A 24,920-nucleotide genomic window follows, 5' to 3' on the forward strand; every position below is an offset into this window, starting at 1 on the left:
ATGGCTCCCGCCCTGCGCCGGCTACTCCGCCGCCTGCGCCGCAGAGAGCACGCCGCGCCGCAGTTGGTCCTCCTCGATGCTCTCGAAAAGGGCGCGGAAGTTGCCCTCGCCGAAGCCGTCGTCGCCCTTGCGCTCGATGAACTCGAAGAAGACAGGGCCGATGACGTTGCCGGAGAAGATTTGCAGCAGCAGTCGCGCCTTGCGGTCCTCCACCACGCCCTCGCCGTCCACGAGGATGCCGTTCCGCTTCAGGCGAACCAGATCCTCGCCATGGCCGGGCAGGCGGGCATCGACCTTGTCGTAATAGGTGTCGGGCGGCGCCGGCATGAAGGAGAGGCCGGCCTCGCGCAGGCCCTCGATCGTGCCGTAGATGTCGTCGCAGCCGCAGGCGATGTGCTGGATACCCTCGCCCTTGTACTCGCGCAGGTACTCCTCGATCTGGCTCTCGTCGTCCGCGCTCTCGTTCAGCGGGATGCGGATGCGGCCGTCGGGGCTCGTCAGCGCGCGGGAGAAGAGGCCCGTGTACTCGCCCTTGATGTCGAAGTAGCGGATCTGCCGGAAGTTGAAGATGCGCGCGTAGAAGTCGTACCAGACGTCCATGCGACCGCGGAACACGTTATGGGTCAGGTGGTCGATGTAGTAGAGGCCCGCGCCCACCGGCCAGGGGTCGCGCGCACCCAGCCACTCGAACTCGGCGTCATAGGCCGAGCGTCCCTCGCCGTACTGGTCGATGAAGTAGAGCAGGCTGCCGCCAATGCCCTTGATGGCCGGGATGTCCATCGTCTTGCCCTCGGTCGCGGGCTCGGCGCCGTTGGCGACTGCGCGCTCGAAGGCGTGCTTCGCGTCCACCACGCGGAAGGCCATGGAGGGCACGCAGGGGCCATGGGACTCGGTGAAGCGCACGGCGTGCGAGCCCGGCTCCTCCGTCAGCAGGTAGTTGATGTCGCCCTGGCGATAGAGGGTGCTCCGCTTCGTCCGGTGCCGCGCAACGGCGGTAAAACCCATCTGGCGGAAGAGGGCGTGGAGCTTCTCGGGCTCCGGATGGGCGTACTCGACGAAGCCGAAGCCGTCCGTGCCGGCTGGGTTGTGCTCGGAGATGGTGGCGCGGGGCGCGTCGTGCGGGAAGGGGCCCATCGGGAAGTCTCCTCTTATCCTCTGACTTCCCATCAGCCTATTGCGTCCGCCTCGCGCAAAGCGTGCGAACTCGAACCCGACCGGAGCTTTTCCACACAGTCCGTGCACTGTATTGGCTTTTTATGCACGGAACCCTTGACCTTGATGCCATCGACCTCCGGCTGCTCGCGGCCCTGCAGGAGGACGGGCGGCTGACGAACCAGCAGGTAGGGGAACGTATCGGCCTCTCGCCTTCCCAGTGCTCGCGCCGGCGGCTGGCACTGGAGGCGGCGGGCGCCATCCGCGGCTATCATGCGGAACTGGCGGCGGGCGCGCTGGGGCTGCGGCTGCTTGTGTTCATCAACGTCACGCTGGCTACCCACAGCCGCGACAACGCCCAGCGCTTCCGAGAACTCGTCGCGCGTCTGGACGAGGTGCAGGAGGCCTATGCCATGACCGGCGACGCCGACTACCTGCTCAAGGCCGTGGTGCCGGAGCTGAAGGATCTCTCGGCCCTCGTAAATGACGTCCTGCTGCCGCATGAAAGCGTTGCGCGGGTGCGCTCCTCCATCGTTCTGGACCGCCTGAAGGAAGCGAACCGGCTGCCGCTAGGGGCGCTCCGCCGCGGGTAGTGTTCGGCACGAGGTTTGCAAACGAGCTGCCCATGGGCTGCCGATCCTCCTTACAGGGCGCGACGACGAACCACGTGGAGGCCCGCCCTCCGGGCTCGCACGGGTTGAGCCGGGCGCGGGTCCGCTGGCGGCCTCGCCGCTGAATCCCGCCCCTCCCGCCTCCTGCCCACCACGTCCGCCTCAGGCTCCCTGATGCATCCCATTCCCCGTGCCAGCGCGCTCGACGACCTGCGATCCCGGATCCGCCGGGATCTCGAAACCCTCGCCTACCCCACCCCGGCCTGGGTCGAGCCGGTCGCGGCGCCGGACGGCACGGTGGCGCTCGATTGCGCGGTCATCGGCGCGGGCCAGTACGGGCTGACCCTTGCCGCCGGGCTGCGGCGGGAGCGGGTGGAGCGCATCGAGGTCTTCGACGCGGCCGAACCCGGGCGGGAGGGGCCCTGGGTGACCTTCGCGCGCATGTCGATGCTGCGCACGCCGAAGACGCTCACCGGCCCCGACCTCGGCCTCCCCTCCCTCTCCTTCCGCGCTTGGTGGGAGGCGCAGCACGGGGCGGAGGGGTGGGAGGCGATGTTCCGCATCCCGCGCACTGCCTGGATGGACTACCTCAACTTCTACCGCGAGGCGCTCGATCTGCCGGTGACGAATGGCTGGCGCCTTACGTCGCTGGAGCCGGTGGAGGGCGGCGCGCTACTGCGCCTCGGCTTCGAGACCACGGCGGGGCCGCGGAGGGTCTTTGCCCGCAGCTGCGTCCTCGCCACCGGGGCGGCCGGCAGCGGCGGCTTCTCCATCCCCGACTGGATGGCGCAAGCGGTGCCGGCCGACCGGGTGCACCACGCAAATCACGCTTTCGACCCGGCCATCCTGCGCGGCATGCGGGTGGGCGTGCTGGGCGCCGGAGCCTCGGGCTTCGACACGGCGGTGGCGGCGCTGGCGGCCGGGGCGCGCTCGGCCGACCTCTGCTTCCGCCGCCCCGCCCTGCCGCTGACCAACCCGCGCCGCTGGATGGAGAATGCGGGCTACCTCGCCCATTACGTGGACCTGCCGGACGCGCGGAAATGGGCCACGATGCACCGGCTGCTGAGCATCGGGCAGGGCCCGCCGAAGCCGACCTACGACGCGGCCCTGGCGACGCCAGGCTTCGCGCTGCACCCTGCCACACCCTGGGATTCCATCCGCTGGACCGGGGGCGAGATCCTGGTGGAGGGTGGCGGCCGCCGCTTCGCCTTCGACGCGGTGATCGCCGCCACCGGCATGCGTGTGGACCTCGCCGAACGGCCTGAGATGGCGGCCATCGCCGCGGAGGCCGCGCTCTGGTCCGACCGCTACGCCCCGCCGCCGGAGGAGGCCAACCCGGCGCTCGGCCGCTTCCCCTATCTCGACCGCCTCGGCGCTTTCACGGAGCGCGAGGTGGGGCGGGCGCTCTGGCTCTCCCGTGTGCTGACGATCACGCGCGGGGCGACGCTCAGCCTCGGCCCTGTCTCGGCCTCCAACAGTGGGATGAAATACACGGCGCCGCGGCTGATCGAGGGCGTGAAGCGCCGCCTCTTCCTCGACCAGGAAGCGGCCACCTGGCGCGACTTCATCGGCGGCGACCACACCGAGCTCGCGCGGGAGGCCGTTGCGTGAGCGCGGTCTCCGCGCCGGCGTCGGTCTGGGGTAGCTACGACCAGGCGGCGCTCGACGCACAGTACGACAACAACGCCGCCGCCGGCGCGGAGGGGGCTGCGGCGCTTGCCCGGCTGCGGGCGCTGGCGCAGCGCAACCGCGCCGCCCTGCCGATCCGGCCCGACATCGCCTATGGCCCACACCCGGCCATGCGCCTCGACCTCTATCCGGTGGAGGGGGTGGACGGGCCGCAGCCACTTCTTGTCCTCGTGCACGGCGGCGGCTGGAGCACGGGCAATGCCGCCGGCGCAGGCTTCTGGGCGGCCCGGCTGCGCGAATGGGGCATCTCCCACGCGGTGGTGACGCACGCGAAGCGGCCCGAGGCGAAGCTGGCCGAAATGGCCGCGCAGGTGGCCGAGGCCTGGCGTTTCCTCCGGCGGGAGGCCGACGCGCTCGGGATCGATCCGCGGCGCATGCACCTCGCCGGCATCTCCTCCGGCGCGACTCTGGCAGCGATGGCGGCCATCGCCCTGCGGGAGGAAGCGCAGCCGGCCTCGCTGCTGCTGATGGGTGGCATGTACGACCTCGAGCCCGTGCGCCGCTCCTTCCGCAACGCGGTCCTCTCGCTGAGCGAGGCGGAGGCCGCCGCCCTCTCCCCGCTGCATCGTGCCGCGCTGCTACCCGGTGAGGTCACGATCACCCACGGGGCGCGGGAGACGGCCGAGTTCCGGCGGCAGGCGGGGGAACTTGCGGCCCGGCTCGGCCCCCGCGCCACGCTGATGGTGATCGAGGGCGCCGACCACTTCTCCCAGGCCGAGGCGGTGCTCGATTCGGGAACGCCCCTGGCGAGGCGCCTCCATGCCATGCTGACCGCCCCCCGCATTACGGAGCCTAGGCCATGAGCGACACAGCTATCGAGACCCGCGCCCTCCCCGCACGCGAGGCGACGCCCGAGGCAATCGCCCCCTACGGCACGCTGATCGAGCCCGGCGAGGACGGCGCGCCCTTCGGCCCCGCCGAGGCCGTGCTCGAACTCGGGCGCGGCACGCCCCGGCTCTATATCATGCGGCTGACGGCACGGCCGATGCGCGTCACCGGCATCACCCGCCACACCGCCGTCACCCAGTGCCTCGCGGCCACGAAGGGGGAGGAGTGGTTCATCGCCCTCGCTGCCCCCGGCAACGTGGACGATGCGGGCGCGGAGCCCGATCCTGCTGCCATGGAGGCCTTCCGCATCCCCAGCGGCAAGGCCCTCGCCCTGCACCGCGGCACCTGGCACGCGGGGCCCTACTTCACTGGATCGTCGGTCGATTTCCTCAACCTGGAGCTGGCGGACACGAACGTCACGGACCACCACACGGTGCGGCTCGACCAGCGCTTCGGCCTCGCCCTCGACATCACGCCCTGATGCCGCTCGCGACCCACGGCCGCTACGCCTACTCGCCCCTGCCCGAGCGGCCGGTCTGGGAATGGCCGAACGGCGCGCGGCTCGCCGTCTACATCGCCGTCAACATCGAGGCCTTCCCGTTCGCGGAGGGGTTGGGCATCCCGCTGGTGAACCCCCTGCCCGAGCCTGACGTGGTGAATTTCGGCTGGCGCGACTGGGGCAATCGGGTGGGCATCTGGTACCTGCTGGACGCGCTGGCCGAGCACGGGCTGCCGGCCGCCGCGCTGATGAACACCGAGATCATCGACCTCTGCCCGCAGATCCCGGCGGCCCTCCTCGCACGGGGCGACGAGATCGTCGGCCATGGCCGCACCAATGCCGAGCGGCAGTCCGACATGGACGAGGCGGCGGAGCGCGCGATGATCCGGGAGTGCCGCGACCGCCTCTCGGCGCTGACCGGCGCCCCGCCGCGCGGCTGGATGGGACCCTGGGTGGCCGAGACGCACCGCACGCCGGAGATCCTGGCCGATGCCGGCTTCGACTACGTCATGGACTGGCCGCATGACGACCAGCCGACCCTTCTCTCCACCGAGACTGGTCGCGACCTCGTGGCCGTGCCCTATGCCCGCCCGCTGAACGACCTGCCGGCGCTGCACGCGGCCAAGTGGACGCCCGCCGAATGGGCGGATGCCACGCTGGACGGCTTCGAAGAGACGCTGCGCCTTTCCGCCCGCCACCCGATCGTCTTCAACCTCTCGCTCCACCCCTTCCTCGTCGGCTGGCCGGCGCGGCTGCGACACCTGCGGCGGATCCTTGCCCGGCTTGCCGCGGCCGCCATCGCGGGGGAAGTGTGGCTCTGCACGCCGGGCGCCATCGCCGCCCATGCCCGGCCGATTCTATGCGCCCAAGGAAAGAGAGCATGACCGACCCGCTGAACGCCTTCACCCCCGGACCGCAGCCGCATATCGCGGGCTCGCCGGGTGGCGCGCTCTCCGGGATCACCTTCGCGGCCAAGGACCTTTTTGATGTCGCGGGCTTCGCGACCGGCGCGGGCAACCCGGACTGGGCGCGCACCCATCCGGTGCCGGCGCGCCACGCCGAAGCGGTCGCGGCGATGCTGGCCGCCGGCGCCACCCTATCGGGCAAGACGCATACGGACGAGCTGGCCTTCTCCCTCAACGGCGAGAACGCGCATTACGGCACGCCCGTGAACACGCGGGCGCCAGGGCGCATTCCCGGTGGTTCCTCCTCCGGCTCGGCCTCGGCCGTCGCGGGCGGGGCGGTGGACACGGCGCTCGGCACCGACACGGGCGGCTCCGTGCGGGTGCCCGCCTCCTATTGCGGGCTGTTCGGCATCCGCACCACGCACGGGGCGGTGCCGGTGGGCGGACTGGTGCCGCTGGCGCCGCGCTTCGACGTGGTCGGCTGGTTCGCGCGCGAGGCCGGGTTGCTGGCGCGCGTCGGTCGCACCCTGCTGCCCCAAGTGGAGGCGGCGCCGATCACCCGCCTCGTCCGGCTGGAGGACGCCTTCGAGCTGGCAGGGGCAGAGGTCGGCGGCGCGCTGGCGCCGGCCGTCGCAATGCTGGCGGAGCGCCTGCCGGTCGAGTCCGCGCGGCTGGCGCCGGCGCCGGAGGGGCTGTCCGGCTGGTTCGGCGATTTCCGGGTTCTGCAAGGCCGCGACGCCTGGCGCACCCATGGGGAATGGGTGACCGCGGTGGAGCCGGCCTTCGGTCCCGGGGTCCGCGAGCGCTTCTCCTGGGCCTCGAGCCTGAACGAGGAGGCCGAGCAGGCCGCCGAGGCCGGGCGCAACGCCGCCCTGCGCGTGCTGGACGCCGCCCTGCCGCCGGGCACCGCGCTCTTGTTGCCCACCGCCCCAGGCATCGCGCCCCGCTTGGCGACACCGGCCGCGGAGCTGGAGGCCTTTCGCACGCGGGCAATGACGCTGACCTGCATCGCGGGCCTGGGCGGCCTGCCCCAGGTTTCCATGCCCGCGGGGCTGCTGAACGGGTGCCCGATCGGGCTTTCCGTCATCGGCGCGCGCGGAGCGGATCTGGCGCTTCTGGATGCGGTGGCCGGATGGGGCCTCCCGGTGGCCTGATCTGCCCGCCCGCTATGGCCTGGCCGGCTCAGCGCCGGCGCAGGCCGGGATGGCTGACGAGGATCGCGGCAAGTAGGGCGGAGAGCACCCAGACCGAGGTACCCGTCGTAAAAAGGGGATGGATCTCCCGCGCGAACTCCTGAAGGGCCGCGACGGGGGTAGATTTCACCGCGAAGAGGGCAACGAGAAGGAAGATGCTGCGGCGAAGGAAGAGAACTGCCATGGGGATTCCTGAGCCGTGTCGAGGGGCCCTTGGCCAGGGGGGGTGGCCAGAGGTCGGTTCGGGCGCTTAACGCTTCCTTCAGGAATTGGTTGATCATCCAAATCGATTTTGCACTCTCTTTTTTAACCTGGTCTTTATTTTGTTATGGGACGTCGAAATTTCTGTCCCGCCTGGGGCCCGGAGACGGCCGTGAAAGCGCCCAGCCGGGTCGACGCGTGTCAGTCAACGATGAACAGCCGCGCCCCGGTTCGCGTCGAGGATCGGTGCGCGGCATCCCCGAAGTCGGAGACCTGGTAACTCATGCCGGGCCGCAGCGTAAAACGGCGGCCATCGCGCAGTTCGGTCTCCAGCTCGCCCTCCAGCACGGTCAGCACATGGCCGCGGTCGCACCAGTGGTCCGCGAGATAGCCCGGCGAGTACTCCACCATCCGCACCCGCAGGTCCCCCACGACGAAGCTGCGCCAGGTGGCCTCCCCGGTCTCGCCGGGGTGGTGGGTCGTGGGAACGGCGGCCCAGTCGGTGACGGTGAAGGGCAGATCGGGGATCTTCATGGGCGCGCATGCTCCGGGGCGCGCCGGGACGGGATGGCCCCGCGCCGGCGCGCGGAGGCTGTCACCCCGCCTGGCGTGCCGCAAGCGCCGCGCCGGGTCAGTCGGGGGTGATCCCGGCCTCGCGGATCACCCCCGCCCAGTGGGCGATGTCGTTCACGATGCCCTGGCGGAAGGCCTCCGGCGTGCCGCCATCCGCGACCATTCCCTGGGAGCGCAGCCGCTCCTTCGTCTCCGGCAGGGAGAGCCAGCCGTTCACCGCCGCGTTGATCCTGGCGACGAGGGCGGGCGGCATGTTGGCAGGGCCGAAGAGGCCGAAGAGGAGGGTGGCGCTCGTCATGGGAAAGCCCGCCTCCGCCATGGTCGGCACCTCCGGCGCCTCCGCCGAGCGCTTATCGGCCACGATGGCGAGGATCCTGATCTGCCCATCGCGCGCCATCGGCAACGCGACGTGGACGGGCACCATCATCGCGTCGATCCGCTTGCCGATGAGGTCCTGGAGGGCCTGCGAGGCGGCGCGATAGGGCACATGGGCGATGTCCAGGTGGTTCGTCACCTTGAACATCTCCATGATCATGTGATGGGGCGTGCCGTTGCCGGGGGAGGCGTAGTTGAGCCGCCCTGGGTTCGCCCGCGCCAGTTCCACGAAGCCGCGGAGGTCGTTGGCCGGCGAATCCGCCTTCACCGCCAGCACGACAACGCCGCTGGCGAGGCGGATGAGGAAGGAGAAGCCCGCGACGGGATCGTAGGGCAGGCTCTTCGTCAGGCTGGGGCTGGTGACGAAGGGATCGCCCATCACCAGCAGCGTGCGTCCGTCGGGGGCCGCGCGGGAGACGGCCTGGGCGGCGATGATGCCGCTGGCGCCCACGCGGTTCTCCACCACGACCGGCTGCCCCAGGCGCTGCTGCAGGTAGGGCTGCATGAGGCGCGCGAGGATGTCGTTGCCGGTGCCCGGCGCGGAGCCGACGATGATGTTCACGGGGCCGTCCGGCAGGCGAGTGGCGCCCGCCTCCGGGGCGCCTTCCTGGGCGGCGGCGGGTGCCGCGAGCGCGAGCAGCCCGGCGGCCGCGGCCTGTCGGCGGGTGAGCATGGCGAACCTCCCCTCTCCGGCGCGCCGGTTGTCCCGGCGTCGCCCTCGTCGTTGCGAGCGTCGCTTGGGGGCGGCGCGCGAGAGGGCGCGCCGCCCGATGCGTCAGCGGGGCTTGAGCCCGAAGAAGCCTTCGGCGTTGCGGTAGTTGATCTTCAGCCGGTCCTCCTCGGGCATGTCGATGCTCTCGAGCACCTTGATCGTCTCGCGGATGTAGCCGGGACCACGCTCGGGATCGAAAGGGCAGTCGGAGGCGAAAAGAACCTTGTCGGCGCCGTAGAAGTCGAGACCGCAGACGGTCGCCGCGCGCGAGCCGAAAGTGGCGCTGTCGGCGTGCATGGCCTTGAAGTAGTCGAGCGGCCGCTTCTTGAGTCCGGCAAGCACGCCCGAGAGATCCTCGTCCGTCGTGCGCTTGCCGAGCTGGTCCCAGCCGGGCCCCACGCGCCCCTCGAAATAGGGAACCATGGCGCCGAGGTGGTGGGCGAGGATCTTGAGGTCCGGCAGCCGGTCCATCACGCCGCCGAAGACAAGGCGGGCCATAGCGGCGGAGGTCTCGTAGGGCCAGCCGAAGGTCCACCAGATCTCGTAGCGAGACTTCGGTTCCGTGACGTAGTCGGTCACCTCGTTGCCGCGGGAGGGATGCAGGCAGACCGGCTTGCCGTGCTTCGCCGCCATCTCGAAGATCGGGAAGAAGCGCTCCTCGTCGAGCGGCGCGCCGTTGATGTTGCTGTGGATCTGCACGGCATTGGCGCCGAGGTCGCGGAAGGCGCGCTCGGCCTCGCGCACGGCGGCGTCGGGGTCGTTCATCGGCAGGGCGGCGGCGTAGCCGGCGAAGCGATCGGGGTGCTTCTGCACGAGCTCCGCCATGCCGTCATTCGCGAGCTTCGCGAGCTCCACCGAGACCTCGGGCGTGCCGAGTTGTTCCAGCGGCGGCATGCCGAGCGAGATGACCTGCGTGTAATCGTGCTGGCTGAACAGATCCATCACGCGCATCCGCTCATCCAGGTCGTAGATGGCGGGAATGCCGCGCATGCGCGACCCAATGCCAGCGCCAGCGCCCTCCAGGGTCAGGATCCGGTCCCAGAGGCGCTTGGGAAAGAAATGGCAGAAGGCATCGACGTAGCGCACGGCGTTTCCTCGTTTCTTGTTGGTGGAGGGGTGGGCGCGCCACCCGCCTCCGGCCACTCGGGATGCCCGCTCGGACACGGGTCGTCGCCGATGGCAACATGCTTAACCAGCGCCACCGGCCCGTCCAGGCCGCGCGCACCAACGGTGCGGTGAGCCGCGCCGCTTCACCGGCGATCAGTCGCGCGCGTGGAGCCGCAACAGGCGCTCGGCATTGCCCCGCATGACCGCGTGGCGCTGCTCCGGCGTCAGGTCCAGCCCTTCCAGCGCGCGCAGGGTCTCGGGGATGGGCCCGAGCGGTGCATCGGTCGAGAAGACGAGGTGCTCGTGGCCGAAGAAGGCGAGGGAGGCGGGCAGTCCGGTGCCGGAGCCGAACATGGCGGTGTCGGCGTAGAAGTCGCGGAAGTAGTCGAGGTGGGGTCGCCTGAGGGCGGGGAGGATGCCCGAGAGGTCCTCGTCGGTGGTGCGGCTGCCGAGCACGGCCATGCCGGGGCCGACGCGGCCGTCGAAGGTCGGGATCATGCCGCCGCCGTGGTGGGTGATGATCTTGAGGGTGGGGTGCTGGTCGAAGAGGCCCGACAGCACGAGGCGGGCCATGGCGACGGAGGTCTCGTAGGGCCAGCCGAAGCACCACCACATCTCGAAGCGCGACTTCGGCTCGCTCGCGTAGTCCGCCATGTCGGCGGTGCGGGCGGGGTGGAGCCAGACCGGCAGGTCGTGCCCGGCCATGGCGGCGAAGAGCGGCTGGTACTCGGGCAGGTCCAGCGGCTTGCCCGCGACGTTGGTGAAGATCTGCACGCCGCGGGCGCCAAGCGTCGTGATGGCGCGGTCCGCCTCGCGGAGCGCGTCCTCGGGGTCGAGGAGGGAGAGGGTGGCGACGAAGGCGGGGAAGCGCTCGGGGTGGCGGGCGCAGAGCTCGGCCATGGCGTCGTTGGCGATGCGCGCGAGGTCGGCGGCCTGGGGTGCCGAGACGATGTCCTCGAGCGGCGGGTTGGGCAGCGAGATGACCTGGCTGTAGCCGGGCACCTCGTCCATGGCGCGGAAGCGGGCGTCGAGGTCGTGCAGCGCGCGCACGCCCTGCAGCCGGGCGGTGATGTTGCCGAGCTTGGGCGAGACCTTCCCCAGCGCCTCCGAGAAGGCACGCGGCAGGATATGCGTGTAGATGTCGATCATGCCTGTTCCTCAGCTGGCGGCGCGCAGGGCTTGCCAGATGCGCTCGGGGGTGGCGGGCAGCACCAGGCGGGCGGCGGCCTCGGGCGGCAGGGCGTTGGTGATCGCGCCAAGGATGGCTGGAGGTGCCGCCGTGGTTCCGGCCTCGCCGGTGCCCTTCACCCCCAGCGGATTGGTCGTCGAGGGAACCTCGATGTGCAGCCCGCGGATCGGCGGCACGTCCTCGGCGCGCGGCAGGGCGTAGTCCATGAAGGAGCCGGAGATGAGTTGCCCATCGGCATCCATTGCCACGCGCTCCGTCAGCGCCTGGCCGAGGCCCTGAGCGACGCCGCCCATGATCTGCCCCTCCACCACCATCGTGTTCAGCACCCGCCCGCAATCATCCACGGCGAGGTAGGAGACGACCTGGGCCGCTCCTGTTTCGGGGTCGATCTCCACCTCGGCCACGTGGCAGCCATTGGGGAAGGTGGTGGGGGCCATGACCTTGCCCGTGGTGTCGAGCGGCGTGCCGAGTTCCACCGCTCGCGCCGCGACCTCGATCAGGCCGACGCCGCCCGCGGCACCCGCGGAGAAACGGCCCTCTGCATAGGCCACGTCCTCTTCCCGCGCCTGCAGCAGCAGGGCGGCGACGGGACGCGCCTTGCGCAGCACCTCGTCCGCCGTGTTGGCGATGGCGCCTCCCACCGTCATGGCGGAGCGCGAGGCGACGGCGCCGAAGCCGGGCACGTCGCGATCGCTGTCGCCCTTGGTGACGCGCACGGCATCCCGCGGCACGCCCAGCCGCTCTGCCACGAGGTCACCGAACACGGTCTGATGCCCCTGCCCGCTGGAGACGGAGTTGATGCTGACATGCACCTCCCCGCCCGCGGTGAAGGCGATGCGCGCCGGCTCCTCCGGCATCACGCCGGCATTCTCCAGGAAGCAGGCGAAGCCGATGCCGCGCAGTCGCCCCCGCGTGGCGGCCTCCGCGCGGCGGGCCGGGAAGCCCTCGTGGTCCGCGGCCCTCAGCGCGGCATCGAGGATCGCCGGGAAGTCGCCGCTGTCATAAGTGGTGCCGACCGCCGTGGCATAGGGCATGCGCGCGGGCGGGATGAGGTTGCGTCGGCGCAGCGCCGCGCCGCTCTCGCCGCGCAGCCGGGCTGCCTCCTCCACCGCGCGCTCCAGCAACAGGTTGATCTCTGGCCGCCCCGCGCCTCGATAGGGGCCGGTGGGCACCGTGTTGGTGAAGGCGCAGCGCGTGTGGAGGGTGATGTGCGGGATGTCGTACATTCCCGGCAGGCACATCATCACCAGGCCGGTCGGCACGAAGGCCGCGGCTTGGGTGAGGTAGGCGCCGAGATCCGCCACGCCCTCTACGCGCAGCGCGAGGAAGCGGCCCTCGGCGTCCAGCGCCAGCTCGGCCGTCCAGTCGCTGCCGCGACCCTGGTTGTCGGTCAGGAAGGCCTCCGAGCGCGTGGAGACCCAGCGCACCGGCCGCCCCAGCCGCTCCGCCGCGCGCAGCAGGGCCGGGTATTCCGGGTAGTTGCCTGACTTCATGCCGAAGGCGCCGCCGACATCGTGGCTCACCACGCGCAGAGCGGCTTCCGGAATGCCCATGGAGGCCGCGACGCCCTGGCGCATGCCCGCGGCGCCCTGGGAGCCGGTGATCAGCGTATAGCGGCCTGTGCCGGGGTCGTGCAGGGCGGTCGCGGCGCGCGGCTCCAGGGAGGCGACGACCAGCCGCCCGATCGGCACCTCGACGCGCGCGACGAGCGCCGCGCGGGCAAAGGCGGCCTCCACCGCCATGGCCATCGTCCCGTCCGGGTCGGGCGGGCCCACCCAATCGAGCGCGAGGTTCCCCGGTGCCGCTTCAGGCCAGAGCACCGGCGCACCCGGGGTGAGCGCGGCAGCGGCATCGGTCACGGCGGGCAGCGGTTCGTAATCCACCGCCACCGCCTCCGCCGCGTCCTGCGCCTGGGCGGCCGTCTCGGCCACGACGAGCACGACGGGCTCGCCGAGATGCAGCACGCGGCCCCTCGCCAGCGCTGGCCGGTGCACGGGGCGGATCGGCACACCGTCGCGCCCGCGAACGGGCATGGGGCTGGTGACGCTGCCGAAACCTGCGAGATCCTCGCTGGTCAGGACCGTGAGCACGCCAGGCATCGCGCGCGCGGCGTCCGTATCGATGCTGCTGATAGCGGCATGGGCGTGGGGAGAGCGGAGGAAGAAGGCGCAGGCCGCGCCCTCCGCCATCTCGTCATCGGAGTAGCGGCCAAGGCCGCGCAGCAGCGCCTCGTCCTCGACCCGCCGGCCGATGCTCCAATGTCCCATGCCGCCCCCTCCGCGCGTTACAGGCCGAGCAGGCGCTTCGCGTTCCCGCTCGCGATTCCCTCGCGCACCGCGTCGCTGACGGGCACCTCGTCGAGGAAGCGGCCGGCAATGTCGGCCGCTTCGAAGGGGTAGTCCACCGCGAACATCACCCGGTCCTCGCCGAGCGAGGCGAGGGTGCAGAGCAGCGGCTCCTTTGCGCACTGGCCGGAGGTGGTGACAAGGATGTTCTCCCGTATATAGGCGGAGGGCTCCTTCTTCAGCGGACGCTCCGCCTTGTAGAGCTTCGCGCGGCTGTCGAGGCGCCACAGCAGGAAGGGCAGCGTCTCCCCCATGTGGCCGAGGATAACGCGGGCGTTGGGATGACGGTCGAAGACGCCCCCAAAGACGAGGCGCAACGCGTGCGTCGCCGTCTCCACCGTCCAGCCCCAGGTGGCGCGGGAGAGGATCTTGGCATCCGCCCAGCCGCCATAGGGCGCGGGCGGGTCGTTCGGGTGAATGTAGATCGGTACGCCCAGCGCGGCCGCCCGTTCCCAGAAAGGCTCGTACTTGTCGTGGTCGAGGTAGGTGGCATCGGTCTGGCCGTTCACCATGCCGCCGACGAGGCCAAGCTCGCGCACGCTGCGCTCCAGCTCATCCGCCGCCGCGCGGCCATCCTGCATCGGCAGGTGCGCGAAGCCGGAATAACGGTCGGGGCGCTTCGTGATCTCGGCAGCCAGCGCGTCGTTCGCCTCCTTCGCGCGGCGGATGGCGGTCGCGGTGTCCGGTTCCGCCTGCACGCCCGGCCCCGCGAGCGAGAGCACCGCGCGCGAGATACCGGCCGTGTCCATCGAGGCCAGGCGGCTCTCCCCGAAATCCGAGAGGCGGCCGTGAATGTCCTTGTAGAGCGCGGGTGGAAGGTCCTCCACCGTCGCCCGCCAGTACTCCTCCATGCCCGGGGTCATGAAGTGTTCCTCAAGCGCGATCTTGCTGATCAAGCCTCATCTCCGTCACGGCGAGTCCGGCTACGGCCGGCGTCTGGGAAGGATGCGCGGCGCGATCAGGCCGCGCCGCGGTGCGAGCGCAGCAAGCTGCGCCGCAGGACTATCGCACCTCGATGCCGGCCGCGCGCACGATGGCCACGCCGCGCGTGCGCTCCTCCTCGATGATCGCGGCGAACTCGGCGGGGGTGTTGCCGACGGCCTCGTAGGCCTGGGGCTCCAGCAGGCGAGTGCGGAGATTGGCGTCCTGCAGCGCCGCGCGTGTCGCGGCCGCGATGCGCTCCATCACCGGCGCGGGCGTGCCGGCGGGCGCGGCGAAGCCCCACCAGGGGCCGTCATAGGGGAACTCGTAGCCGAGTTCGCCGAGGGAGGGCACCTCCGGCAGGCGTGGCGAGCGGCGGCTGCCAAGCACCGCCAGCGGCTTTACCCGCCCCGTCGCGATCGGCTCCAGCGCGAAGCCGAGGGCGATGTAGGAGACCTGCACGCGCCCGGCCGCCATTTCGTTGAAGGCCTCGATGATGCCGCGATAGGGCACGTGCTCGATCCGCAGCCCGTCGTGCTGCTTGATGAATTCCCAGAGGAGATGCGGCGTGGAGCCCTGGCCGGAAGAGGAGTAGTTCAGGCCCGTCTGCCCGCGCGCCCAGGTGACGAACTCGCGCAGGTCCTTCGCGGGCACGGCGGGATTGGCGAGCAGCACGCCCGCATTCCGCGCGATGAGCGTCGCTGGCACGATCGAGCTGTAGCGGGCGTAGAGCGCGGGCTCTACGAGCGGGTAGGTCGAGAGCACCTCGGCCGAGACGGCGCAGATCGTGTAGCCATCGGGCGCCGCGCCCGCGCAGGCCTCGAGGCCGACCACGTTGTTCCCACCGGGGCGGTTTTCCACCACGATCGGCTGGCCGAACTGCTGGCGCAGCGGCTCGGCGAGGGCGCGGATGAGGATGTCCAGCACGCCGCCGGGCGGCTGGGGGATGATGACGCGCACGGGGCGGTTGGGCCAGGCGCCGGCGGGCTGGGCACCTCCCTGGGCCTGCGCCCCCGTGATAGAGGCGAGGTCGCCCATCAACCCGGCGGCCAGCAGCAGGAGCGAACGGCGAAGCGACTTCCGCTTGTTCATGACGACCTTCTCCCGTTTCGGCGCGGCCTTTACGACGCGCATTCTTTTCGTTGTCCACGATACGGTATGTGTGTCCCACATCCCGGTCAACGACGATCGCATGACGGGTGTCTCATTCGCGCTCGGACCGGGGTGGCGGAAGCGCTCCGGTGGATGCCGGGACGCTTCGGCCGCGCGCTAGGCCGCGAAGGTTTCGGCCAGGAAGTCGCGGATCATGCGGTAGCTCGCCCACGCCGCGGCCTCGTTATACTCGGCGATCCCAGGCACCGCGGCGTCCTCCTCGCAGAAGGAGTGGACGAGGCCGCCGAAGGTCATCATTCGCCAGTTCGCGCCGGCCGCGTCCATCTCCGCCTCGAAGGCGTCGCGCTCCGCTTTCGGTGCCACCGGATCACGCGACCCGTGCAGGACGAGCAGCGCCGCGCGCACCGTGCCGTGCATGGCCGGCATCGGGCTGGTGAGGTCGCCGTGCAGCGAGATCGCGGCCCGGATGTCCGCGCCGGTGCGGGCGAGTTCCAGCACGTTGCCGCCACCGAAGCAGAAGCCGATGGCGGCGCGCATCGCCGGATCGCCCAGGCCGCGCCGCGCCGCTTCGGCGGTCAGCGCGTGGAGCGCGGCCACGATGCGGCGGCGGCGCTCCGCGGGGTCGCGGCGCAGCGCGTCGGCCAGCGGCCCCGCGTCCTCCGGTCCCTTGGCGGTCCGGCCATCGCCATACATGTCCGCGACGAGCGCGATGCCCCTCTCGCCCGCGATGCGGGCGGCGCGGGAACCGGCTTCAGGCGTAGTGCCCAGCCAGTTGGGCGAAACCAGCAGCAGCGGGCTGCTCCGGTCCGCGCGCGGCCCGATGACGAGCGTGCCCGCGCAGGTGAGATCGCCGCTTGCATAGCGCAGCGTCTCGGTGGCGGCCTCAGAACCCGACAAGATCGGCCCCCTTCAGGGCGAGGGCTTGGCGCGCTTCCTCGGGGGTTGCGACCTCAAGGCCCAGCTCCTCGATGATGCGGCGGATCTTCGCGACCTGCTCGGCGTTGGATGAGGCGAGCTTGCCACGGCCGATATAGAGGCTGTCCTCCAGCCCCACGCGCACGTTGCCGCCCATCATCGCGGCCTGGGTGCAGATCGGCATCTGCTGACGCCCGGCGGCGAGCACCGACCAGACGTAGTCCGTGCCGAAGAGCCGGTCTGCCGTGCGCTTCATGAAGAGCACGTTGTCCCAGTCGCTGCCGATGCCGCCGAGGATGCCGAAGATCGTCTGCACGAAGAAGGGCGGTTCGATCAGCTTGCGGTCCACGAAGTGCGCCAGGTTATAGAGGTGCCCGACGTCGTAGCACTCGTGCTCGAAGCGCGTTCCGTGGTCCTTGCCGAGCAGTTGAAGGATGCGCTCGATGTCGCGAAAGGTGTTGCGGAAGATGAAGTCGTCGGTGCCCCGCAGATAGGGCTCCTCCCAGTCGTGCTTCCAGGTCTTGTAGCGGTCCGCCAGGCCGAAGATGGCGAAGTTCATCGAGCCCATGTTGAGCGAGCACATCTCGGGCTTCGCGCGGAGCGGCGCGGCGAGACGGTCCTCCACCGTCATGTTCAGCCCGCCGCCGGTGGTGACGTTCAGCACCGCCCCCGTGGCTTGCTTGATGCGCGGCAGGAACTGCATGAACACGTCCGGGTCCGGCGTGGGCTTGCCGGTCTCGGGGTCGCGCGCGTGCAGGTGGAGGATGGAGGCTCCCGCTTCCGCCGCCGCCACCGCCTGCTCCGTGATCTCGTTCGGGGTGATGGGCAGGGCGTCGGACATGGTGGGGGTGTGGATCCCCCCCGTGACCGCGCAGGTGATGATGACCTTGTTGCGAAGGCTGCTCATGACGGTTCTCTCGACGAGGGGGTGGAAACCAGGGGAGCGCGAAGCGGCGGCCCGGCGGCTTGCGCCTCGAGCCGCCGCGCCAGCGGGAAGACCTGCCAGCCCAGCCGGTCCGCCAGCACCCCCCAGAGGCCGCGCGGCGCGAAGAGCATGACCGCGATCGCGACCGCGCCGAGCACCATGAGATAGAGGCTGCCGAGCTGCGACAGGGTCTCGCGCAGGAGGAAGAAGATGGCGGTGCCGATCAGCGGCCCCTCCACGCGCCCGATGCCACCGATCACAGCGATGAAGATCACGAGCGCCGTCCAATCGTTCACGCTGAAGGCGGCGTCCGGCGAGATGCGGAGCTTCTGGAGGAAGATCAGCGCCCCCACCATCGCGGCGCCGGCCGAGGCGAGGACGAAGACCACCAGCCGCGTCCGGTCCACCTCGATCCCGCAGGAGCGCGCGGCCACCTCATTGTCCCGGATGGCCGCGAGCGCCAGGCCGTGGCGCGAGCGCAGCAGCAGCAGGATCGCGAGGAGAACCACGACCGCCAGGCCAAGCGCCAGCCAGTAGAGAAGTTGTTCCCGTGCCGCTCGCCCGCTGGCGATGGAGGCCACGACCGAAGCCGGCAGGCTGGTGCCCGACCCGCCGCCCAGCGCGGTGAACTGCGCTGCGAAAAGGCGGAACACCTCCGCCACTACCCAGGTGCCGATGGCGAAATAGGCGCCGCGCAGCCGAAAGGTCAAAGCGGCCACAGGCACCGCGGCCAAGGCGCCGATCAGCCCTGCGGCCGGGATGCCCCAGAGCGGGTTCAGGCCGAGCAGCAGCGAGAGCGAGAAGAGAGCATAGGCGCCAAGCCCCACGAAAGCCTGCTGCCCCACCGTCACCAGCCCGGCATAGCCCGCCAGGAGGTTCCAGAGGCTGGCCAGCGCCGCATAGGCGTAGATCTCGCCCAGCAGCCGCATGCCCTGGCGGTCCGTCCACCAGGGCGCAGCGGCCAGGACGGCCAGCAGCAGGATGAAGAGCGGCAGCCCAACCCGGCTCGCGCGCGTGCCATGAGTGACGTGGACGGCGCTCATCCGCGCAACCTCGGGAAAAGCCCCTCGGGCCGGACGGCGAGCACGAGGAGGAAGAGGAGGTGCCCCGCGAGGATCTGCCAGCCCGGGTCGATCTGCGCCCCGATGGACTGGGCGACGCCGAGCAGCACGCCGCCCGCCAGCGTGCCCCAGAGGCTGCCGAGGCCGCCGATGATCACCGCCTCGAAACCGAAGATGAGGCGTGCCGGGCCGATCGCCGGGTCGAAGTTTGTGCGCACCGCCAGGAACACACCCGCCAGCGCCACCACGGCCAGCGACAGCGCCATGGCCAGGGCAAAGACGTGCCGGTTGTCGAGCCCCATCAGCCGCGCAACCTCCGGGTCATCCGCCGTCGCGCGGAAGGCGCGGCCGAGCGGCGTGCGCCACGATAGAAGCTGCAGCCCCGCGATCGCCGCGACGGCCACGCCGAATTGCAGCAGCGGCAGCACGCCCACCGCCAGGCCGCCACCGAGCGGCAGGGCCGCCGTCTCGATCGCCCCGGCCTGCAGGCGCCGGCTGTCGGCGGAGAAAGCTTCCAGCAGCCCGTTCTGGATGATGACAGACAGCCCGAAGGTGACCAGCAGGGGCGGCAGCAGGTCGTCGCCCAGTGCCCGGTTCAGCAGAAGCCGCTGCAAGCCGTAGCCGATCGCCGCCATCAACGGCACCACAAGCAGGAGCGAGGTCAGCGGCCCCAGGCCGAGCGCCCCCGTGACCACCAGCGCGAGATAGGCGGCCAGCACGATCAGGTCGCCATGCGCGATGTTCACCAGCCGCATGACGCCGAAGATGAGCGAGAGCCCGGCCGCGAAGAGGCCGTACAGCCCCCCCAGCAGCACGCCCTGGATGATCGCGTTGATCCATTCCATCGCGTCAGACCCCGAAATAGGCGGCCGCGACCGCCTCCCGCGTCAGGGCCCGCGCCGTGTCCTCCAGCACCACCCGTCCCTCCCGAAGGCAGAACACATGATCCGCCGCGGCCAGCGCCTGGGACACGTCCTGCTCCACGATCACCATCGCCGTGCCCTGCGCGGCCAGAGCGGGCAGGCGCGCGTAGATGTCGCGCACGATGACGGGCGCGAGGCCGAGGCTGATCTCGTCGCAGAGCAGCAGCCGGGGATTGGACATCAGCGCGCGCCCGATCGCCACCATCTGTTGCTGCCCGCCCGACAGCGCCGTGCTGGGTGAATGCCGCCGCTCCGCCAGCACCGGGAAGAAGCCATAGACCGCTTCCAGCGACCAGGGGCCGGGCCGGCGCGTGCGCCCGCCGATCAGCAGGTTCTCCTCCACGCTGAGGGAGGGGAAGAGGCGCCGGCCCTCGGGCACCAGCGCGATCCCGCGGCCGACCACGCCATGCGCCGGCAGCCCACCGATGGGCTCCCCGCCAAAAACCACGGCATCCCGGCGCGGCGCCGCGATCAGCCCGGCGATCGTTTTCAGCAGCGTGCTCTTGCCCGCGCCGTTCGCGCCGATCACGGCCACGACCTGGCCGGGCGCGACCGCCATGGAGATGCCGAACAGCGCCTGGAAGTCGCCGTAGAACGCGTCGAGCGCGCGCAGTTCAAGAAGGGGTGCCTCAGGCATCCATGGGGATTCCCATATAGACCTCGGCCACGGCGGGAATGCGGACCACCTCGTCCGCCCGCCCCTCCGCGATCAGGCGGCCGCCATGCAGCACCACGACGCGGTCCGCGACGGCCACCAGCGCGTGCAGCACGTGCTCGATCCAGACGACCGTCACGCCGCCCGCGCGTACCTCCCGCACCAGATCGACCAGAACAGCGCATTCCCGCTCGGTCAGCCCGCCCGCCACCTCGTCCAGCAGCAGCAGCTTCGGGCGTGTGGCCAGCGCTCGCGCCAGTTCCAGCCGCTTGCGGTCCAGCAGCCGCAGCCCGCCGGCGCGCCCGTTCGCCTGGGCCATCAGCCCGCAGCGCTCGAGGATAGCGGCGCAGCGGTCGTAGGTGGCGCGCTCCCCCTCCCCCGCTCCGAAGGCGGCGGCGGCGACGAGGTTCTCGAAGACCGTCAGCCCCGCGAAGGGCTGCGGCACCTGGAAGGACCGCGCCATCCCCTGCCGGCAGCGGCGCGCTGGCGAGAGGGCGGTGACGTCCCTCCCCTCGAACAGCACGCGGCCGGCATCGGGCCGGACGGTGCCGGTGACCATGCCGAAAAGCGTGGTCTTGCCAGCGCCGTTGGGGCCGAGGATGCCGAGCGCCTCGCCCTCCCGCACGGAGAGGTCGATGCCGTCGGCCACCACCACCGCGCCGAAGCGCTTGCGGATGCCCTTCAGCTGGAGGATCGGGACCGTATCAGCCGAGGGGTTCAAGGGTGCTGCCGACCGGGATCTCGGCCGAGCCGGGATTCGCGAGCACCACCAGGTCGAGCGAATTGCCCCCGGCCCGCCGCCACTGCCCCGCCACGAGCGGCGTCTTGGCCACGTTCTTCACCGGCCCCGATCCCCACTTCACGGGCCCCGCGATGGTGCGAAGGTCGGTCGAGCGGATCGCGCGGATGATCGCCTCTGGCTCCAGCGCCGTCGTGCGCTTGAGCACGTCCACCGCCACCTCGAACAGCGCGTGCTGATAGCCGATGGGCTGGGTCCAGAGCTTGCCGGTGGACTGCGTGTATGCCGCGCAGACCTCCGCCGCCGTCTGGTTCGTCAGCGAGGAGCGGAAGGGGTGGTGCGGGGACCACCAGATCTCCGTTGTCAGCCCCAGCCCGCGCTCGCCCAGCGAGGACACGGCCGAGGGGAAGAGCAGCGCCTTGCCGATGGTCGCGATCTTTGGCCGGAAGTCCTGTTGCCCGGCCTGGGTCCAGAAGGTCGCGAAATCCGGCGGCGGCATGACGCCCGTCACGATCTGCACGCCCGCCGCCTTGAAGGCGGAGATCTGCGCGGAGAAGTCGTTGGCGCCCGGCTGGTAGCGGCCGGTATCGATCAGGCGGTAGCCCTTCCCCGCGAGTGCCGGCGGCAGCCCCAGCCGCGCGTCGCCCCAGGCATTGCCGTCGGCGTCGTTCGGGAACAGGGCGCCCACCACCTTGTTTGTCTCGGTCTTGGACCAGAGATCGGTGAAGGCCGCGATCACGTCCTCCAGGCCCCAGAAGAAGTGGTAGGTCCAGTCGAAGCCCTTCGCGGGGTCGCCGCGCCGCCCGAAGAAATAGGGCTGCCAGGGGCAGTTGGTGGTCAGGCAGGGAACCTCGTTCACCTCCGCCTGGTCGGCCACGGGGTTCACCGTCTCGGGCGCGCTGGTGGCGGTGATCAGATCCACCTTGTCGCGCAGGATGAGCTCGGAGGCGACCTCGGCCGCGCGGCTCGGGCTCGACTGGCTGTCGCGCGCGAGGATCTGCACGGGGTGGGTGCGGCCGGCGATGCGGATGCCGCCCGAGAGCGCGCGGGCCAGCCCTTCCTGCACGAAGGCATCCGCCTCCCCGAAGGCCGCGAGCGGCCCGGTGCGCGGGTTCACGAAGCCGATCTTGATAGGGCGCCCGGCGCCCTGCGCGTGCAGCACCGAGGGTGCCGCCAGCGCCCCGATGGCCGCTGCCGCGGCGGCGCGGCGCGTCAGTTTGGCGCTAGTCGCCTGCCCGTCCGTCTCCATGGCCGTCATCTCCGTCCGTTCCCTTGGCACGCAGGGCGTCGTTGCTTCGCGCCCGCTTCAGTTCGACGACGATATCACGGCGCAGCGCCGCCTGCTGCTCCGGAGTCCAGCGGCGGAAGCCCTCGCCGGACTTCATGCCCAGCCGGCCCTCCGCGACGAGCTTCTCCAGCAAGGGCGAGGGGCCGGGGCGGCTGTCGATCGCCCCCAGCACGTTCTGGTGGATGGCGAGCGTCAGGTCGGTGCCCACCAGGTCCGCGTTCTCGATCGGCCCCAGCACGCCCGAGCGGCGGCCGAAGCTGTTCTTGACGACGAGGTCCACCGTCTCGGCGTCGCAGATGCCGTTCTCGATCAACGAGATCGCCTCTCGCCACAGCGCGTGCTGAAGGCGGTTGCCGACGAAGCCCGGCACGTCCCGCTTCACGTGAACCGGCACCTTCCCCAGCGCCTTGTGCAGCGCCATGGTCCGCGAGATCACCTCCGGCGCGGTCCATTCCGTGCCGATCACCTCGACGAGCGGGACAAGGAAGGGCGGATTCCACCAATGGGTGCCCAGCGCCCGCGCGCGGTCGCGGAGCCCGCCCATGATGTCGGTGATCGGGATGACGGAGGTGTTGCTCGCGAGGACCGCGTCCGGACGGCAAACCGCCTCGATCGCGGCGAAGAGTTCCCTCTTCACCGCCAGGTTCTCCAGCGCTGCTTCTACCACGAAGTCGGCCTCGCGCACTGCCTCGGCGAGATCCGAAACCGGTGTCACGCGGTCCGCGGCAGCCTCGTCCTCGCCGAGGTCGCGCAGGTTCGCCCGGATGCGGTCGAGCAGCGCATTGCGGGCGGCGGGGGCGGGGTCATAGACGGAGACCGCCAGCCCCGCGCCGGCGAAAACCTGCGCGATGCCGTGGCCCATGAGCCCGGCGCCGATCACCGCGATGCGGTTGAAGCCCTCGATCATCCTGCGGTGTATCCGCCATCGGCGTAGAGCACGTGCCCGGTGTAGAAGTCCGAGGCGCGGGAAGCGAGGAAGAGCAGCGGCCCCGCAAGGTCGGCTGGCTCGCCCAACCGTCCCTTCGGGACGCGCGAGAGGAATCCGGCACGCACCGTCTTGGCGCGGTCCGTGTCCTCGAACATCCAGGCGGTGAGAGGGGAGCGGAAGACGGTGGGCGCGATGGCGTTCACCGTGATGCCCGTCTCGCCCCACTCGCAGCCCAGCGCGCGCGTCATCCCATCCACCGCGGCCTTGGAGGCGCAATAGGCGGAGTAGCCCGCGGGATGCCCGAGCTTGCCGCGAGCGGAGGACATCAGGACGACCTTGCCGCCCTCCCCCTGCTCCAGCATCCGCTTGCCAGCGGCGCGCGCCATCAGCCAGGACTGGGTGACGTTCGCGTCCATCACGTCGAGGAAGCGCTCGGGCGCCATCTCCGTGATCTTGGCCACGTCGTTCTTGCCGGAGGCGACGACGAGGATATCGACCCGCCCGTAGTGCTGCACCGCCTCGGCCACGATGGCGTCGCACTCGGCCTCGGAGGACGGGCGGCGGTTCACGCCCTCCGCCTCGGCGCCGAGGGCGCGACACTCGGCCACCACCTCGTCCAGCGCGTCCTTGCTGCCGGCGACAGCAATGATCTTCGCCCCCGCCCCCGCCAGGACCTTTGCGGCCAGCGCTCCGAAGGCGCCGGAGGCGCCGGTGACGATCGCCACCTTCCCCTTCACGCCGAAGAGCGACATGGGATCCGACAGGAAGTCGCTCATGCAGCACCCTCCGGATAGGGCATGATGACGATCATCGTCGCGACGGTATTGGAGGCGTTCACCACCTCCCGCACCACGTTACCACCGATATAGATGGAATCGAGCGGCCCGAGCACGACCTCCTCGCCCTCGGCGCGTACCGTTACCTCGCCGGCGACGACGACATAGACCTTCTCCAGCGGCGAGCTGTCGGGCCCCGCGCCGCCGCCAGGCAGGAAGTGGGAGAGGCCCGTCCAGAATTTCTCCGGACCGCCCTCCTCGAAGCCCTGGAGGCGCAGCCCCTTCATGTCGAAGTGGTTGGGCGCCTCGTAGGGCTTCGCGTCCTGAAAGCGCCTGACGCGCATCAGAAGGACGAGCCCGGCTCGATCCGGTAGTTCTGCGTGGGATCGGTGATGGCGACCAAGCGGATGATGCAGCCGTCGCCGCGGTCCCAGTTCCAGGGGAAGAAGGCAAAGGTCACGCGCTTGCCGGTCACGGCGTCGAGGTCGCCGCCCACGTTCTCGATGCCGAGGATGCCGTTGGTGAAGAGCTTGCGGTGCACCGGCTCCCACTCCGGATGGTCCTGGTCCCAGGAACGGCCGCCGGACCACTCCAGGTATTCCTTCGCCAGGTGCGGCAGCAGCGGGCCGTTGCGGTGCGGGCCGATGGCGGTGGCCAGCGGGTGGTCGTTGGCCTGGGTGTCGTGGCCGACCACCTTCACCTTCTTCTCGACGAACCAGTCGCCGGCCGAGGGCACGAAGCCCGGGCAGTAGGCGAAGTATTCGTCGTTGTCCTCGTACTTGTGGTGCCAGCCGGTGTTGACGATCACCACGTCCCCGGGGCGCACAACCTTGCCGGCCGCCTTCTCCAGGTCGTCATAGGTAATCATCTCCCAACGCTTCTTGGGGATGGAGACGACGATGCCCGTGCCGAAGAAGTGCGGCAGCGGCACCTCGTCGATGAAGGGCGTGCCGGAGACCACATGCGCGGGCGCGTCGATATGCGTGCCGTTGTGCATGGTGGTCGTGATGCGCTGGCTCAGCACGCCCGACTTCGCCATGTAGTGGATGCGCTCGATCTGCACGTCCTGGAAATACGGCCAGTTCGGCGACTGGAAGCCGAAGCGGTGCGAGAGGTTGTGGAAGTGCAACCCCATCGTGTTGTCGAGATTCGCCTCGAACTGGATGCCCTTGACGGTCACCGGCATGCGCGTTCCCCCTTCGCCGGAAGGGGCGACTGCCCCCATCAACCCCGGCTTCTTGTACTGCTTTGTGGGCGGACCGTATCGGGATACGGGCGAGCTTCGCAAGAGGTTTTT

At 70.6% G+C, this 24,920-nt stretch carries 26 protein-coding genes; 6 read left to right on the top strand and 20 right to left on the bottom strand.

Features of this window, described 5'->3' with window-relative positions:
* Positions 1 to 21 precede the first annotated feature (21 nt).
* Entirely contained in the window at positions 22 to 1,134 is a 1,113-nt protein-coding gene (hppD, locus tag BO39_RS14540; protein WP_043834500.1) for a 4-hydroxyphenylpyruvate dioxygenase, read from the bottom strand.
* A 122-nt stretch (positions 1,135 to 1,256) separates the two neighbouring features.
* On the opposite strand from hppD, the gene BO39_RS14545 reads away from it, so the two are divergent.
* The 6 genes from BO39_RS14545 to BO39_RS14570 all read left to right on the top strand — a co-directional run bounded on the left by BO39_RS14545 (position 1,257) and on the right by BO39_RS14570 (position 6,838).
* Positions 1,257 to 1,745, top strand: a complete 489-nt coding sequence (locus tag BO39_RS14545; protein WP_043834502.1) for an Lrp/AsnC family transcriptional regulator — start codon at positions 1,257 to 1,259, stop codon at positions 1,743 to 1,745.
* Positions 1,746 to 1,937: 192 nt separating this feature from the next.
* Positions 1,938 to 3,374: an FAD/NAD(P)-binding protein gene (locus tag BO39_RS14550; protein ID WP_052402100.1), complete on the top strand. Its 1,437-nt coding sequence runs from the start codon at positions 1,938 to 1,940 to the stop codon at positions 3,372 to 3,374.
* Complete coding sequence (locus tag BO39_RS29965) at positions 3,371 to 4,255, top strand: alpha/beta hydrolase (RefSeq protein WP_052402101.1); 885 nt, start codon at positions 3,371 to 3,373, stop codon at positions 4,253 to 4,255. The genes BO39_RS14550 and BO39_RS29965 overlap by 4 nt, the downstream gene beginning before the upstream one ends.
* A complete protein-coding gene (locus BO39_RS14560; protein WP_043834504.1) occupies positions 4,252 to 4,761 on the top strand; it encodes an ureidoglycolate lyase in 510 nt (169 codons plus the stop codon). The genes BO39_RS29965 and BO39_RS14560 overlap by 4 nt, the downstream gene beginning before the upstream one ends.
* Positions 4,761 to 5,663: a polysaccharide deacetylase family protein gene (locus tag BO39_RS14565; protein ID WP_043834507.1), complete on the top strand. Its 903-nt coding sequence runs from the start codon at positions 4,761 to 4,763 to the stop codon at positions 5,661 to 5,663. The genes BO39_RS14560 and BO39_RS14565 overlap by 1 nt, the downstream gene beginning before the upstream one ends.
* Positions 5,660 to 6,838, top strand: a complete 1,179-nt coding sequence (locus tag BO39_RS14570; protein WP_084698118.1) for an amidase — start codon at positions 5,660 to 5,662, stop codon at positions 6,836 to 6,838. Before BO39_RS14565 ends, BO39_RS14570 begins: the two co-directional genes overlap by 4 nt.
* Before the next feature lie 28 nt (positions 6,839 to 6,866).
* Here BO39_RS14570 and BO39_RS14575 read toward each other — a convergent pair whose 3' ends face one another.
* From BO39_RS14575 to BO39_RS14665, 19 genes are all read right to left on the bottom strand, one after another.
* Positions 6,867 to 7,061 carry a hypothetical protein gene (locus BO39_RS14575; RefSeq protein ID WP_043834511.1) on the bottom strand — a complete coding sequence of 65 codons (195 nt, stop codon included), beginning with the start codon at positions 7,059 to 7,061 and terminating at the stop codon, positions 6,867 to 6,869.
* A gap of 218 nt (positions 7,062 to 7,279) precedes the next feature.
* Positions 7,280 to 7,612 carry a DHCW motif cupin fold protein gene (locus BO39_RS14580; protein ID WP_043834513.1) on the bottom strand — a complete coding sequence of 111 codons (333 nt, stop codon included), beginning with the start codon at positions 7,610 to 7,612 and terminating at the stop codon, positions 7,280 to 7,282.
* A gap of 97 nt (positions 7,613 to 7,709) precedes the next feature.
* A complete protein-coding gene (locus BO39_RS14585; RefSeq protein WP_043834515.1) occupies positions 7,710 to 8,699 on the bottom strand; it encodes a Bug family tripartite tricarboxylate transporter substrate binding protein in 990 nt (329 codons plus the stop codon).
* Positions 8,700 to 8,801: 102 nt separating this feature from the next.
* Complete coding sequence (locus tag BO39_RS14590; protein ID WP_043834516.1) at positions 8,802 to 9,824, bottom strand: amidohydrolase family protein; 1,023 nt, start codon at positions 9,822 to 9,824, stop codon at positions 8,802 to 8,804.
* A 174-nt stretch (positions 9,825 to 9,998) separates the two neighbouring features.
* Positions 9,999 to 10,994, bottom strand: coding sequence for an amidohydrolase family protein (locus BO39_RS14595; protein ID WP_043834519.1), 996 nt, complete (start codon positions 10,992 to 10,994; stop codon positions 9,999 to 10,001).
* Positions 10,995 to 11,003: 9 nt separating this feature from the next.
* On the bottom strand, positions 11,004 to 13,301 hold the full coding sequence (locus tag BO39_RS14600) for a xanthine dehydrogenase family protein molybdopterin-binding subunit (protein ID WP_043834521.1): 2,298 nt from the start codon (positions 13,299 to 13,301) through the stop codon (positions 11,004 to 11,006).
* A gap of 17 nt (positions 13,302 to 13,318) precedes the next feature.
* Positions 13,319 to 14,275, bottom strand: a complete 957-nt coding sequence (locus BO39_RS14605; protein WP_211257458.1) for an amidohydrolase family protein — start codon at positions 14,273 to 14,275, stop codon at positions 13,319 to 13,321.
* A 106-nt stretch (positions 14,276 to 14,381) separates the two neighbouring features.
* Positions 14,382 to 15,392 carry a Bug family tripartite tricarboxylate transporter substrate binding protein gene (locus BO39_RS14610; protein ID WP_169742764.1) on the bottom strand — a complete coding sequence of 337 codons (1,011 nt, stop codon included), beginning with the start codon at positions 15,390 to 15,392 and terminating at the stop codon, positions 14,382 to 14,384.
* Between the two features lie 177 nt (positions 15,393 to 15,569).
* Positions 15,570 to 16,310 (bottom strand): dienelactone hydrolase family protein, encoded by a 741-nt coding sequence (locus BO39_RS14615; protein WP_052402103.1) that lies wholly within the window; start codon positions 16,308 to 16,310, stop codon positions 15,570 to 15,572.
* Positions 16,297 to 17,235: a 3,5-dioxohexanoate:acetyl-CoA acetone transferase gene (gene kce / locus BO39_RS14620; RefSeq protein ID WP_043834523.1), complete on the bottom strand. Its 939-nt coding sequence runs from the start codon at positions 17,233 to 17,235 to the stop codon at positions 16,297 to 16,299. The genes BO39_RS14615 and kce overlap by 14 nt, the downstream gene beginning before the upstream one ends.
* The gene (locus tag BO39_RS14625) at positions 17,232 to 18,296 is read right to left on the bottom strand and encodes a branched-chain amino acid ABC transporter permease (protein WP_052402104.1); all 1,065 of its coding nucleotides are present in this window, start codon (positions 18,294 to 18,296) and stop codon (positions 17,232 to 17,234) included. The genes kce and BO39_RS14625 overlap by 4 nt, the downstream gene beginning before the upstream one ends.
* Positions 18,293 to 19,159, bottom strand: a complete 867-nt coding sequence (locus BO39_RS14630) for a branched-chain amino acid ABC transporter permease (RefSeq protein ID WP_043834526.1) — start codon at positions 19,157 to 19,159, stop codon at positions 18,293 to 18,295. Before BO39_RS14630 ends, BO39_RS14625 begins: the two co-directional genes overlap by 4 nt.
* Positions 19,160 to 19,163: 4 nt before the next feature.
* Positions 19,164 to 19,874, bottom strand: a complete 711-nt coding sequence (locus BO39_RS14635) for an ABC transporter ATP-binding protein (protein ID WP_043834528.1) — start codon at positions 19,872 to 19,874, stop codon at positions 19,164 to 19,166.
* Complete coding sequence (locus tag BO39_RS14640; protein ID WP_043834531.1) at positions 19,867 to 20,613, bottom strand: ABC transporter ATP-binding protein; 747 nt, start codon at positions 20,611 to 20,613, stop codon at positions 19,867 to 19,869. The genes BO39_RS14635 and BO39_RS14640 overlap by 8 nt, the downstream gene beginning before the upstream one ends.
* Positions 20,597 to 21,889, bottom strand: coding sequence for an ABC transporter substrate-binding protein (locus BO39_RS14645; protein ID WP_211257459.1), 1,293 nt, complete (start codon positions 21,887 to 21,889; stop codon positions 20,597 to 20,599). The genes BO39_RS14640 and BO39_RS14645 overlap by 17 nt, the downstream gene beginning before the upstream one ends.
* Positions 21,855 to 22,826, bottom strand: a complete 972-nt coding sequence (locus BO39_RS14650) for a 3-hydroxyacyl-CoA dehydrogenase family protein (protein ID WP_084698121.1) — start codon at positions 22,824 to 22,826, stop codon at positions 21,855 to 21,857. The genes BO39_RS14645 and BO39_RS14650 overlap by 35 nt, the downstream gene beginning before the upstream one ends.
* The gene (locus BO39_RS14655) at positions 22,823 to 23,623 is read right to left on the bottom strand and encodes an SDR family NAD(P)-dependent oxidoreductase (protein ID WP_043834534.1); all 801 of its coding nucleotides are present in this window, start codon (positions 23,621 to 23,623) and stop codon (positions 22,823 to 22,825) included. The genes BO39_RS14650 and BO39_RS14655 overlap by 4 nt, the downstream gene beginning before the upstream one ends.
* On the bottom strand, positions 23,620 to 23,967 hold the full coding sequence (locus BO39_RS14660) for a cupin domain-containing protein (protein ID WP_043834535.1): 348 nt from the start codon (positions 23,965 to 23,967) through the stop codon (positions 23,620 to 23,622). Before BO39_RS14660 ends, BO39_RS14655 begins: the two co-directional genes overlap by 4 nt.
* On the bottom strand, positions 23,967 to 24,809 hold the full coding sequence (locus BO39_RS14665) for a cyclase family protein (RefSeq protein ID WP_043834538.1): 843 nt from the start codon (positions 24,807 to 24,809) through the stop codon (positions 23,967 to 23,969). The genes BO39_RS14660 and BO39_RS14665 overlap by 1 nt, the downstream gene beginning before the upstream one ends.
* Positions 24,810 to 24,920: the final 111 nt, after the last annotated feature.

Source organism: Roseomonas aerilata DSM 19363, from assembly GCF_000711725.1.
Classification (GTDB): Bacteria; Pseudomonadota; Alphaproteobacteria; order Acetobacterales; family Acetobacteraceae; genus Roseomonas; species Roseomonas aerilata.

Coding starts and splice junctions, on each gene's coding strand:
- BO39_RS14550 (WP_052402100.1), top strand. CDS start 1,938: ATGCATCCCATTCCCCGTGCCAGCGCGCTCGACGACCTGCGATCCCGG.
- BO39_RS14565 (WP_043834507.1), top strand. CDS start 4,761: ATGCCGCTCGCGACCCACGGCCGCTACGCCTACTCGCCCCTGCCCGAG.
- BO39_RS14575 (WP_043834511.1), bottom strand. CDS start 7,061: ATGGCAGTTCTCTTCCTTCGCCGCAGCATCTTCCTTCTCGTTGCCCTC.
- BO39_RS14560 (WP_043834504.1), top strand. CDS start 4,252: ATGAGCGACACAGCTATCGAGACCCGCGCCCTCCCCGCACGCGAGGCG.
- BO39_RS14600 (WP_043834521.1), bottom strand. CDS start 13,301: ATGGGACATTGGAGCATCGGCCGGCGGGTCGAGGACGAGGCGCTGCTG.
- BO39_RS14630 (WP_043834526.1), bottom strand. CDS start 19,159: ATGGAATGGATCAACGCGATCATCCAGGGCGTGCTGCTGGGGGGGCTG.
- BO39_RS14545 (WP_043834502.1), top strand. CDS start 1,257: ATGCACGGAACCCTTGACCTTGATGCCATCGACCTCCGGCTGCTCGCG.
- BO39_RS14660 (WP_043834535.1), bottom strand. CDS start 23,967: ATGCGCGTCAGGCGCTTTCAGGACGCGAAGCCCTACGAGGCGCCCAAC.
- BO39_RS14570 (WP_084698118.1), top strand. CDS start 5,660: ATGACCGACCCGCTGAACGCCTTCACCCCCGGACCGCAGCCGCATATC.
- BO39_RS14610 (WP_169742764.1), bottom strand. CDS start 15,392: ATGAACAAGCGGAAGTCGCTTCGCCGTTCGCTCCTGCTGCTGGCCGCC.
- BO39_RS14655 (WP_043834534.1), bottom strand. CDS start 23,623: ATGAGCGACTTCCTGTCGGATCCCATGTCGCTCTTCGGCGTGAAGGGG.
- kce (WP_043834523.1), bottom strand. CDS start 17,235: ATGAGCAGCCTTCGCAACAAGGTCATCATCACCTGCGCGGTCACGGGG.
- hppD (WP_043834500.1), bottom strand. CDS start 1,134: ATGGGCCCCTTCCCGCACGACGCGCCCCGCGCCACCATCTCCGAGCAC.
- BO39_RS14665 (WP_043834538.1), bottom strand. CDS start 24,809: ATGCCGGTGACCGTCAAGGGCATCCAGTTCGAGGCGAATCTCGACAAC.
- BO39_RS14650 (WP_084698121.1), bottom strand. CDS start 22,826: ATGATCGAGGGCTTCAACCGCATCGCGGTGATCGGCGCCGGGCTCATG.
- BO39_RS14580 (WP_043834513.1), bottom strand. CDS start 7,612: ATGAAGATCCCCGATCTGCCCTTCACCGTCACCGACTGGGCCGCCGTT.
- BO39_RS14645 (WP_211257459.1), bottom strand. CDS start 21,889: ATGACGGCCATGGAGACGGACGGGCAGGCGACTAGCGCCAAACTGACG.
- BO39_RS14635 (WP_043834528.1), bottom strand. CDS start 19,874: ATGCCTGAGGCACCCCTTCTTGAACTGCGCGCGCTCGACGCGTTCTAC.
- BO39_RS14625 (WP_052402104.1), bottom strand. CDS start 18,296: ATGAGCGCCGTCCACGTCACTCATGGCACGCGCGCGAGCCGGGTTGGG.
- BO39_RS14595 (WP_043834519.1), bottom strand. CDS start 10,994: ATGATCGACATCTACACGCATATCCTGCCGCGTGCCTTCTCGGAGGCG.
- BO39_RS14585 (WP_043834515.1), bottom strand. CDS start 8,699: ATGCTCACCCGCCGACAGGCCGCGGCCGCCGGGCTGCTCGCGCTCGCG.